This is a genomic window from Prevotella melaninogenica (assembly GCF_018127925.1).
Lineage (GTDB): Bacteria > Bacteroidota > Bacteroidia > Bacteroidales > Bacteroidaceae > Prevotella > Prevotella melaninogenica_C.
In genome coordinates this window covers 719,977-731,766 of record NZ_CP072347.1, presented here as the reverse complement: position 1 = coordinate 731,766, position 11,790 = coordinate 719,977, and the positions used below count along the sequence as shown (strand labels likewise).

Sequence of the window (11,790 nt, the reverse complement as noted above, 5' to 3'; positions counted from 1 at the left end):
AGAGTATGGAAACGATTCGATTCGATGATTTTATCAGACTTAACCGTGGATTTGATTTACCAGATTATAAGATAGAAAAGGGAGAATATCCTGTAATAACATCTACCAATATAAAAGCCTTTCATAAAGAATATAAAGTGGAAGGTCCTATGGTTGTTACTGGACGTTCAGGAAGTTTAGGTAAAGTTCAATATATAGAGGGAAGATGCTGGCCTCTAAATACGTCCTTATATGTTAAAGACTATAAGGGGAATTTTCCAAGATATGTGTATTACTTCTTACAAATGATGCATTTAGAACAATATAATACTGGAGCAGGTGTACCTACACTGAATCAAAATCACTTACATTCTCTTAAGATTAAAATACATGAAAAAAAGCTTCAACAGAAGATAGCCTCTATCCTCTCCTCCTATGACCGTCTTATCGAGAACAACACTCGTCGTATCCGTCTGTTAGAACAGATGGCAGAGAACCTTTATAAAGAGTGGTTCGTCCGTTTCCGATTCCCTAAACACGAGAATGTAGAAATGGTTAATGGATTGCCTAAAGGATGGAAAAGAATAAAGTTAATAAAAAACATCAAAACATCATCTGGTGGAACACCAAGTCGAAATAAAGGTGAATACTATAAGAATGGTACTATTCCTTGGATAAAAACAGGAGAACTGCAAGATTGTATCCTTATAAACACAGAGGAATGTATCACAGAAGATGCTGTTAACAATTCCTCAGCTAAACTATTCCCCAAAGGTACTCTACTTATGGCAATGTATGGAGTTAATGTTGGTAAATTAGGAATATCAGAAATTGAAGCTACATGCAATCAAGCGTGTTGTGTATTTACACCAAAACATATCGACTATAAATATTACCTCTTTCACTATTTGAAGTCTATTAGAGAATACTTATTATCTATTAGCTTTGGTGCTGCTCAACAAAACTTAAGTCAAGAACTAATTAAGTCTATTAGAGTTTTATTTCCCGACGAGGAGACTAACATTTCATTCGTTAAAAAAGTACAACCTCTATTCAAAGAAATAAGTATCATTCAACAGCAAAACCAACTCCTCACTCGCCAGCGTGACCTTCTCCTTCCCCGTTTGATGAGTGGCAAACTTGAAGTAAAATCTTAATCAACCCATTGTATTATGAAATCGTTTATCAGTGAAGACGACATAGAGCAGACCCTTTGTACCCGACTATCGCAACCAGAGTTCGGATGGAAGCGCATTGAGTGTGACCCAAGTGTGGAAGCGCAAGATGACGTTAGCAAGACGGAGCGTCGCAACTCATCAGAGTGTATCTTGCCTGCAGTGTTCCTTGCAGCCTTAGAACGACTTAACCCACAGATTGACAAGAGTATCTTAGCGCAGGTAGTAGCCGACTTCCGTAAGGATTATACGGGTAAGGACATGATGGACACAAACTATAAGTTCTATAACTATCTGCGCAATGGTATCAATGTAAAGGTGAAGAAGAACGGCAAAGACGACTTTGACATCGTTCGGCTGATAGACTTTGACAATGTAGAGAACAACGACTTCCACTGTGTCAATCAGATGTGGATAAAGGGTAGATTTCGTTATCGTCGTCCCGATGTACTCTTGTTTGTCAATGGACTTCCAATGGTCTTCATCGAGTTGAAGAACTCTACCGTAAAGATAAAGGAAGCCTATGAGAAGAATCTCGTTAGCTACCGAGAAGATATACCCAACATCTTTGCACTAAACCAGATATGCGTACTCTCAAATGGTATGCAGACGAAGTTGGGTGCTTGGAACTCTAAGTATGAATTCTTCTTCGACTGGCTAAAGGTCAACGACGAACATGAGAAACTCGACCGTGAGCATATAGCCGAGTATGGTCTTTCAATCATCAACCTCATTGACGGTCTTTTCCGCAAGGAACGCCTGTTAGACTATATCGAAAACTTTATCTTCTTTGACAACAAGCAGGTGAAGATTATCGCTAAAAACCACCAATACTTAGGTGTAAACAACCTCATGCAGAGCGTTGAGCGACGAGAGGAATTGAAAGGAAAGTTAGGTGTGTTCTGGCATACGCAGGGTTCGGGTAAGAGCTATTCGATGGTGATGTTCGTAAGAAAGGTAAGGCGCAAGCTAAAGGGCAACTTCACCTTCCTCGTCATTACCGACAGAGACGACCTCGACACACAGATACATAAGACCTTCGTGCGCAGTGAGGTCATTGGCGAGAAAGAAGAGTGCCAGCCAAAGAATGCAGCCCAGCTGCGTGAGTTCCTTAGTGGTAATAAACCGATGGTCTTCACGCTGATACATAAGTTTCAGTATGACAAAACAAAGAAATATCCCCTCCTCTCTGAGCGTAACGACATCTTTGTCTTAGTGGACGAGGCACATAGAACACAGTATAAGCAGTTGGCAGAGAACATGCACACGGGTCTGCCTAATGCTAACTACATCGCCTTTACAGGAACCCCTTTGTTAGGTTCCAAACGACTAACCAATCAGTGGTTTGGCGATTATGTATCAGAATATAACTTTGCACAAGCAATTGAAGACGGTAGTACAGTGCGCCTGTACTATAGTCGTCGAGTGCCAGAGGTGGGATTAGAGAACAACTGGCTTGACTCTGACATTGACAAGATTGTCGAAGAAGAGGAACTCAACGACAGAGAAAGAGAACTCTTAGAGAACTCCTCCTCGCGTATCTTAGAGGTAATCAAGCGCGACGGACGTCTTGACCGTATTGCACAAGACATTGCCCACCACTTTCCAAGACGAGGTTTCTTAGGGAAAGGCATGGTGGTCAGTGTTGATAAGTACACGGCAGTAAAGATGTATGATAAGGTGCAACACTACTGGGCAGAAGAAAAGAAAGCCCTCGTCAAGGAGCGTAACGCTGCCACGACAAAGGAAGAACGTGACGAGTTGACGGCACGATTAGACTATATGAATAAGGTGGAGATGGCTGTGGTCATCAGTGAAGAAGCTGACGAGAATGAGAAGTTTAAGGCGCAAGGCTTAGACATTAACTTCCATCGTAATAAGCTAAAAGAGATAACACCAGAGGGAAAAGACATCGAAGACAGGTTCAAGGATAAGGACGACTCACTGAGTCTGGTCTTTGTCTGTGCGATGTGGCTAACAGGTTTTGATGTTCCTTCGCTCTCTACCCTTTATCTTGACAAGCCTATGAAGGGCCACACACTGATGCAGGCTATTGCACGTGCCAACCGTGTGTATCCCGGTAAGACCTGCGGTATCGTGGTAGACTATGTCAATGTGTTTAAGTATATGCAGCAGGCACTCTCTGACTATGCCTCAAATGGTGAGGAAGGAGCGGACTTCCCTGCAAAGGATATAACACAGTTGATCGCAAATATTGATAGCTGTATTGACGAGTGTGACTCCTTCTTACAAGGCTTAGGGATAAGATTGGATAAGATTATCGCCGATGGCGACACATTAGACAAACTGGAGTCCTTACGATTGGCATACGATAAGATTCTTGAGAAAGACGAGAGTAAGAACAGGTTTAAGGTGATGAGTAACCTCATGATGAACCTGCATGATGCAGCAAAGCCAGAGATATTTGAGCTTGGATGGAAGAATGAGAAGTTCTCTCCACTGAGTTATCTCAACGGACTGTTCTGTAACAGAATAGATGATGAGAAACTAAGAAGGGCAAAGGAGAAGATGAGCTACACACTGGACGATAGCGTTACGGTGATGGTTGCAGAAGACAAGCCACAATATAGTATTCATCAGAGTAAGGTGATCGACTTAAGTAAATTAGATATAGAAAGTATTCGTAAGTCTATCAATGCAACTCCTTATAAGTCAATGGAGATTGATAATCTCCGCACCTTTATAGAAACTGCGTTGGAACAGTTGATTAATAAGAACTGTACGAGAGTGCCATTCTCCCAAAGATACAAGAATATCATTGACACCTATAATGCAGGTGGTACGGAGAATGAGGATTACTATGAGAAGTTGTTACAGCTGATTGATGAACTCAAGAAAGAGCAGGGACGGTCGGCAGATATGGGATTAAAGGAGGAAGAACTTGAAATCTACGATCTTCTTATCCAAGGTAGAAAGCTAACAAAGGAAGAAGAGAAGGAAGTTATCCTTGCTTCTAAAAACCTCTATAACAAGTTGGTGGAGGAAAAAGAAAGATTGTTGGTGGTTGACTGGTATAAAGACCCACAACCAAAGACAAAGGTGTTGGGACTGATACAACGGTCGCTCGATAAGGATCTGCCAAAGACCTATGATAGGGAGGTGTTTTCGAACAAGACAAACCTGCTGCTGGATCACTTTGTAGATATGGCTGTACAGGGGTATGGTTGGATATCATAATGGTTAGGTCTATGCCATAATGGTTGGGGCTATGCCTTCTCATTAAGATAAACGAACAGCCTACATATATCTGTACATAGATGTGCTTTGCATTCCTTCCATGAATTGATTATCTTTGCAAGGGTAAAGTTCAAACATCAATGTTCAAAGGATAAAAACTCATATCATAAAGTTCAAAGTTCAAACCTCAAAGTTCAAAGGATAAAAAACACATATCATAAAGTTCAAACCTCAAAGTTCAATGGATAAAAGAGTTCAATGGATAAAAAGAAGAGTCGAACAAAAGCTGTCCGACTCTTCTTTATATTATTTATTTAAGGTGAACCTTATTGAAGGTCCTTCATTGTGAGTGGTTGAGCAAGGGTAGTAAACTCAAGACCGCCTGTGGTACACTCGATACCCTTAGCAGAATCCTTAATCTTATTACCATTTACAGTCTCTGACCCATTCAACTTGAAATAGAGTTCCAAGCCATCAGACTTAGGATCAACACTCAGCATATTTTGCTTAATCTGATTCTCGCTACGAGCAACACTCCATACACGAATCTCACTCATATAACCATAGAATGGACGCTCACCCCAAGGGAAGCCAGGAATCTTACCAATGTTGAAACCAACATCAGCATTAGGATCGAAGCCAGGAATATTCCATGCAGACTCAGCCCACTTCGTTCCATTGAGATACATAACAGTCTTACCAGTTGCCTGATCGTAGGTCAATGCCACATGATACCACTTGTTAATCTGAAGTTTCTCAGGTGCTTCATAGTGCTGTCTACCTGCTGCCTGTAAGATACCAGATGAAATACCACCACCAACATCACCTACACGGAAGATCATCAGACCCTCTGAGCCCATAATAGTACAGTTGCTACCCCACCAAATAGAGTGAACCAATGCCTCATAGGTGAATGACTTAAAGTAGGTTCCTGCAGGGAACTTCACAGAGATATACTTATTATAGAAGTCACCAGCCTTTGTTATCTTAACAGGTTTTGCTAAAATAATATACTCAACATCCTCACCATCAATGACAGGAGTAGAACTTGAATGTAGCTTGATAGGCAACATATAGTTCTTACCCGCCTCTAACTGATCAAGATTATTAAGAATCAACGACACCTTGTCAGCGTAGATGCTTCCTGCAGCTATCGTTGAAGAAGTCTTACTGAACGTAACATTCTGATGCTTGAAAGCAACATAGTCTGTTCCATACTTGCTATTATAAAGAGCAACCAGTGATGAGTCGGCAAGTGAATAAGAAACATCCACCGCCTCACCTTGCTTATTAGAAAGGCGAGAAGTAATGTCAACATCTAAGCTTGAACCAGTGTCTGGCATTTCGACTTTCTGCAGATTGCCATCAAAATATACCTTCTGCTTCAACAAATCGCTCTCACTGTCTTGGCAACTCACCACACAGCATGCGGCAAACGCCACAGCAATATGCTTGAAAATATGCTTATTCATATTTGTATTCTATTAAAATTATTATGTGAGATTTACAATGTTAAGGTTGAGCGGTTTGACCCATTCTCTCCTTGAACACCTGTTGGTTAATCTGAATTGCCTGACGCATCCACTTGTAGTTAGGGGTGTTGTCGTAGTCGTTATCGAAACGATAAGCACCTACTCCACCCTTGTAACCCTTAGAAGGCATACTTTTGGCTTGTCTTAACAGCTGACCACCACTCTTGAAAGAAGACTCAAAGTTATCGGTTGTGATAATTGTCTTTGGATCAACACCGTAGTAATCGAAATGAGTTGTACGACCATAAGCTTGGTCAATCCAGTAATCAACATATCCATCCAATGCCTCGGTAAGGCTACCGAAATGGCCATCAATACAGATAAGGCGGTGTCCCTTATGTTCTGGATCACTCTTAGGACCGATATACTTATTCATCTCCTTCACCAAGTAAACGAGGTCGGCATTAGTGCTAAGCGTGCCATCCATATCGAAGACACCACTACCAATCTCCCAGTCGATATCGTAACCGTCCCAGTCATTGGCTACCAATGAGTCGCAAAGAGCCTTAGCAAAGCGAGCCAAAGCCTCTTTGTGATTGTCAGAACCAACAACACCATCGAAGCCCCAGAACTTCCAACGCGCCTTCTTCTTAGCCTCTTCAACACGAGCTTGATCGTTTGCCCAGCCTTCTTTCTCTGCTTGCTTCTCAACAGCAGTGTACACAGAGTCAGGCGTTCTGCCCTTACCAATGTAAGACAAGAGCGTAACTTCCAAGAGTTTTGTACCCTTTACCTTCTGTACAAACTCCTTATCCTTCTTCTGTTCAGGTGTGATATTAAAGCGGTTAGGTGCCCCACTCCACATGGAAACGATGTCCATACTATCTGGCATAGAGGTCAGATAGCCACGACGATAGGTACCAGCTGGCGACCAGTTAGAATACCAACCGAAGGCAACAGGACGACCATAGTTAACAGCTTGCTGCTTGTAAGCTCTCAAATCGGCATAATACTTCTCGCTTTCAGCATTGTTCATCGTATTATATCCACCGACATGATCGTAAGGTTCGTTCTCTACCTCTGTCATCTTACTACATCCACAGAAAAGGATTCCTGTACAGAGCAATACCAACGAACTGATATATTTAAAGTTTTTCATATTCAAAATGCTTGATATTAATGATTCTTATTGTCCCACCACAAACGTGTTCCAGCCTTATCCAGACCGCCACGAAGTAGCTTGCGTGCACTCTCTAAGTTGGCAATATCCTCTGCCGATGTAGACTTATTAGTTGGGAAACGCATACGACGAATGCCCACTTCGCTATCCACCTCACCATTGCTATAGTTCGAAATAGCACTATGTAACTTAGGATAACCTGTACGACGATACTCTGTCCAAGCCTCTTGTCCGTTAGGATAGAGTGCAATCCACTTCTGTATCATAATCTTCTCAAGTTTCTCCTCATCGGTTCCACTCCATGCTGTAGTAGCCTCTGTTACTGCTGGTACGTCAACATTCACACCTGGATTGGTGAGATGGAAACTGTAAGCAGATGGCTTGAGACCAGACGACATATAGTCTGCGACCTCAGAACTTGCAATACCATTCTCCTCAAATGACATCTCGATACCCTTCTCATAAAGTGATTCAGCAGTACCACCTACAGCGAAACCATGCAGCGCAGCCTCAGCCAAGAGGAAGTAAACCTCAGAAGCACGCATCCAATAAGTAGGTGTTGTACTTGTGATAGCTGGACGAGAAGAATCCTTGAAAGCATCGTTAGAGCTTACATCATGACCTGTTGGTACACCAGAATACTTTCCGTATGTGCCCACAGTCACTGCCTGAGAAACCGTACTTGTATTGAAGTACTTTGGCAAACGTGGGTCTTGATAACCACCTAAGTAAGCCAACATAGAAGAACCCATACGGCACTCGTTATACTGGTTGATAAGAACATCGAGGTTGTTCTTGAACTCCAAGCTTGCGCCTCTCTCCATCTTAGCCTCATCATCCTTGGTCTTCATCACACCATAAGAATGATTGATAGCCTGTAAAGCATACTTCTTTGAGAGTGCAGCATCAGCATAATAAACACGCATAGCAAGACGTAACATCAAAGAGTTAGCATAGACAACCCACTTATGAACGTCACCTGCATAGACAGCATCAGCATTTGGCAAGAGTTTGCTGTTACCATTATCAGCATACTTTGTCAACACTTCAATAGCATCAGAGAGTTCTTTGAACATTGCCTTATAGACTTCTTCCTGGCTATCATATGGCACAGTGATGAGTCCTTTACCAGCCTCCTTGTAAGGAATTGGGCCGAACATATCTGTAGCCTTATGCCAAGCAGAGATCTTCAGAATCTGAGCCAAAGCAAAAACCTCTGGGAACTGCGTCTCAGTCTTGCCCTTTAAGTCTTGCCACAAAGGTACAATCGTTGAATAAGACTCGGTATAAGACGATGCGACCCAACCATCCTTGAGGAAATAGTTGAGGTTATTAGGACCGCCCCAGTTATTGTTCTGACCGAAATAACCACTCCAACAATCAGCAGCAAGGTTATAAGCTGTTTGATATCTATTAGCAACACTGGTACCATCTGCCTGTGTTCCTACAGGGAAGACGCATTTCTGCATGGCAGTTATAGGACCGCCAATAGAAATACCATCCATCAATCCCTCCTCTGGAAGGAGTTCAAATTCGTTAGTGTTTACCTTTTGGAAGTCACAAGCCGTAAACAAGGACAGTGCGAGGAAACCTACGATATATTTATATGCTTTTGTCTTCATGTTCAATTAGAATTTGAATTTAACACTGAAACCATAACTCTTCAGACTTGGCTGCATGAAATAATCATTGCCCTGTCCATAAGTACCTGTTGAAGCTGTAAGCTCTGGATCGAAAGGTGCTTTACAATAAATCATCCATGGATTTGTAGCTACAAATGAAAGTGTCAAATCCTTAATGACATTATTAAATAGCTTTGAATTAAACTTATAGCTCAAAGTAAGTTCCTGCAAACGAACGTTTGTTGCACTGTAGGTATAATAACCTGCAAGGTCGTTTTCACCTGTTGCAACAAGTGTATAATACTTCTTTGCATCATACAAGCCCTGATTAGGAATCATCACGCCACCTGCATCTCTTGCATCAGCCGATGCCTTAGACACACCAAAACGGTCTAACAATGCCTGTGTTGAAGAAGTAACAATACCACCAAAGCGTGCATTTACTAAGAAGCTGAGTCCGAAGTTCTTATAAGTGAAGTTGTTGTTCCAACCCATTGTGAAGTCTGGGGTAGTCTTACCTAAGTAGATAGGCTCAACTGTCTCTAAGCTCATACCGCCTGATGGACTAACATTTACGAATCCCTGGTTGTCCTTTGCCAATACCTTTCTTGCATAAATATCATTGATAGAACCGCCCACCTTGAGCAGAACACGACCATTATCCTTTGATACTTCTGGGATATTGATAGGCTTTGGACTCAATGGATGATAGTAGTCCTTCACCATCTCCTTAATCTCATTGACGTTCTTAGAATAAACCAATGATGAGTTCCATTGCAGACCACCGAAGTTATCACTATAACCTAAAGACATCTCGACACCACGGTTCTCCACATTACCAGCCTGTAAATATACCTTTTTATAACCTGAGCTTTCTGGCAAATCACCAACAAAAGTCTGGTTATAAGTATTTGACTTATACCAAGTAAAGTCGAATGACAACTTCTTCCAGAAGCGAGCAGTCAGACCAAACTCGTATGACTTCGTGCGCTCTGCTTTGTAATCGGTAAAAGGATAGATGTCTGTAGACTTCAAACTACCACCCACCAGCGGAGTTGTAATGGTTCCCGGTGTCATACCTGAACGTGATACGGGAGAACCTACCTCTGTGTAGGAACCACGAACCTTCAAATAAGAAATGAATGAAGGGAGTTTTGTCATCTCTGAGATAATACCAGACAAACCAACTGATGGATAGAAGAATGATTCTTCTGATGAGTTCACAAGACGTGAGTTCCAATCATTACGACCTGTCAAAGTAAGATAAACCATACTTCTCCAACCCAATTCGGCACTTGCAAAAACTGCAACATTGCGTACCTTTGAGTCACCCCCAGCCTCACGAATCTTGCTATCACTTGGGTTAATATTGTTCAAAGAGAACTTATTTGGAACTAACACTAAGTTACCACCATAACCACGGGTGAGGGATGCATAGTCAGAATAGCTATAACCTACGTTGGCAGCAAGACTGAACTTACCAAAAGTCTTATTAATATTGGCAATAGCGTCAATATAAGTCTGATGATCCTTATAATCATAGTAATCATAAGCGCCCTTCTCCTTGGCAAAGTAATTGAATGAAGAAGCATAAATCTTACGCTCACTTGTGATAAACGTCTTATCGAGACGAATACGACCTGCTACGCTCAACCAATCAAAGATATTATAGGTAAGACCAGCATTGAACATGAAGCGATCCTTATCATCTGGTGCTAAGTTACGATAAGCCGTCCAATAAGGGTTCTGATTTGCAAAACGGCTATCGCTGATTGGCCAATACTGAGTTGGGAAGTTTCTCACGTTATCGTAACGCTCAAAGGTCTTTATACCCTCAAATGACTCACCACGTGGGAAGAGATAAGCTGCGACGATTGGGTTCCAGTACTCACCCTGTGACACCATGTTATTGTCCTTCTGCTTGATATAAGATGCACCAAGGTCGAGTTGCACCTTATTCTTAAGCATACGAGTGGTGTTACGGATAGTGAAGTTGTAACGATCGTAAGTATTATTTGGTACGATACCACGTGAATTGGTGGTTGCTACAGAGGCAAAAGTCTGATTAAACTCATTACCCATATTCAATGTCAAAGCATTGATGAAGTTTGTTCCTGTACGGAAAAAGTCCTTCTTAGGATCGTATAAACTTGGTGTTGCAAGTTTCTCACCCCAGCTCTCGTATGAGCCAAGCTTATTGCCATACGTATTTTGGAACTCTGGCATCAACAATGGTGAACTGAAATCTGCAGAGCTTGAGAACGAAATAGCAACACGTCCTTCCTTACCTTTCTTTGTTGTAATAAGGATAGCACCATTGGCAGCATTACTACCATAAAGAGCAGCTGCGGAAGGACCAGCCAAAACGCTGATGCTCTCAATATCCTCTGGGTTGAAATCGGCAATACCTTCACTGCTTACACGACCTTCACCCATGATACCGCTATCGCGTCCACCACTAAAGTTAAAGATTGGAATACCATCAATAACATATAGCACGTTGTTATCACCTTCGATAGATTTAGCACCACGCATAATAACACGTGTTGCACCACCGACACCACTGGCACTCTTGGAAATGCTAACACCAGCTACTTTTCCATTTAATGAGTTCACAAAGTTAGCATCTTTGTTACGTGTCAACTCATTTGAGCCAACTGACTGTACATTGTAACTCAAGGCTTTCTCAGCACGTTTAATACCCAAAGCTGTCACAACAACCTCGTTCATAGTGTTTGCAACTTCCTTAAGGGTAACATCGATGGTGGTTTTGTCGCCTACAAGGACTGTCTGGGTAGTATAACCAACATAAGAGATAACCAACTTAGCCTTTGACGTGGTATTGATGGTAAAGTTACCATCAATATCCGTTACAGCACCTTCCTTGGTTCCTTCCACCATAATAGTGGCACCAATCAACGGTTCACCAGTAGAGTCAACAACACGACCAGTTACCTTGTGATTACCGTTTTGTTGCACAGCCTGAGACATTGAAGCTTCAGGTGAGCCTACGGGATTTCCTACAGCATAAGCACTCGTTGGAGCCAATGCAATAGAAAGGGCAAAAGCGATTGAATAATACAGATGCTTCTGCTTTGATTCATGAAAAATTCTCATTAGGTTCAGGGTTTAAACATTAATATTTTAGGTTCCTAATTGTTGTC

General features: G+C 41.9%; 6 protein-coding genes. 2 read left to right on the top strand and 4 right to left on the bottom strand.

Translation table 11 applies throughout. From position 1 onward, the window contains the following. The first annotated feature begins 5 nt into the window (after nucleotides 1–5). Nucleotides 6–1,136, top strand: coding sequence for a restriction endonuclease subunit S (locus J4861_RS02720; protein WP_211815692.1), 1,131 nt, complete (start codon nucleotides 6–8; stop codon nucleotides 1,134–1,136). 15 nt (nucleotides 1,137–1,151) lie between these two features. Continuing rightward, complete coding sequence (locus J4861_RS02715; protein WP_211815691.1) at nucleotides 1,152–4,352, top strand: type I restriction endonuclease subunit R; 3,201 nt, start codon at nucleotides 1,152–1,154, stop codon at nucleotides 4,350–4,352. Nucleotides 4,353–4,678: 326 nt separating this feature from the next. On the opposite strand, the gene J4861_RS02710 is transcribed toward J4861_RS02715, so the two are convergent. Genes J4861_RS02710 through J4861_RS02695 form a run of 4 tightly spaced genes read right to left on the bottom strand, consistent with a single transcriptional unit; the run spans nucleotide 4,679 to nucleotide 11,743 of the window. Continuing rightward, entirely contained in the window at nucleotides 4,679–5,824 is a 1,146-nt protein-coding gene (locus J4861_RS02710) for a DUF1735 and LamG domain-containing protein (RefSeq protein ID WP_211815690.1), read from the bottom strand. A gap of 40 nt (nucleotides 5,825–5,864) precedes the next feature. Next, nucleotides 5,865–6,983, bottom strand: a complete 1,119-nt coding sequence (locus J4861_RS02705) for a glycoside hydrolase family 18 (RefSeq protein ID WP_211815689.1) — start codon at nucleotides 6,981–6,983, stop codon at nucleotides 5,865–5,867. Between the two features lie 17 nt (nucleotides 6,984–7,000). Further along, a complete protein-coding gene (locus tag J4861_RS02700) occupies nucleotides 7,001–8,626 on the bottom strand; it encodes a RagB/SusD family nutrient uptake outer membrane protein (RefSeq protein WP_211806490.1) in 1,626 nt (541 codons plus the stop codon). A gap of 6 nt (nucleotides 8,627–8,632) precedes the next feature. Then, nucleotides 8,633–11,743, bottom strand: a complete 3,111-nt coding sequence (locus J4861_RS02695; protein ID WP_211816600.1) for a SusC/RagA family TonB-linked outer membrane protein — start codon at nucleotides 11,741–11,743, stop codon at nucleotides 8,633–8,635. Between the last annotated feature and the right edge of the window lie 47 nt (nucleotides 11,744–11,790).

Excerpts from the sequence above, each read along its gene's own strand:
- J4861_RS02700 (WP_211806490.1), bottom strand. The coding sequence starts at position 8,626 with ATGAAGACAAAAGCATATAAATATATCGTAGGTTTCCTCGCACTGTCC.
- J4861_RS02705 (WP_211815689.1), bottom strand. The coding sequence starts at position 6,983 with ATGAAAAACTTTAAATATATCAGTTCGTTGGTATTGCTCTGTACAGGA.
- J4861_RS02695 (WP_211816600.1), bottom strand. The coding sequence starts at position 11,743 with ATGAGAATTTTTCATGAATCAAAGCAGAAGCATCTGTATTATTCAATC.
- J4861_RS02710 (WP_211815690.1), bottom strand. The coding sequence starts at position 5,824 with ATGAATAAGCATATTTTCAAGCATATTGCTGTGGCGTTTGCCGCATGC.
- J4861_RS02720 (WP_211815692.1), top strand. The coding sequence starts at position 6 with ATGGAAACGATTCGATTCGATGATTTTATCAGACTTAACCGTGGATTT.
- J4861_RS02715 (WP_211815691.1), top strand. The coding sequence starts at position 1,152 with ATGAAATCGTTTATCAGTGAAGACGACATAGAGCAGACCCTTTGTACC.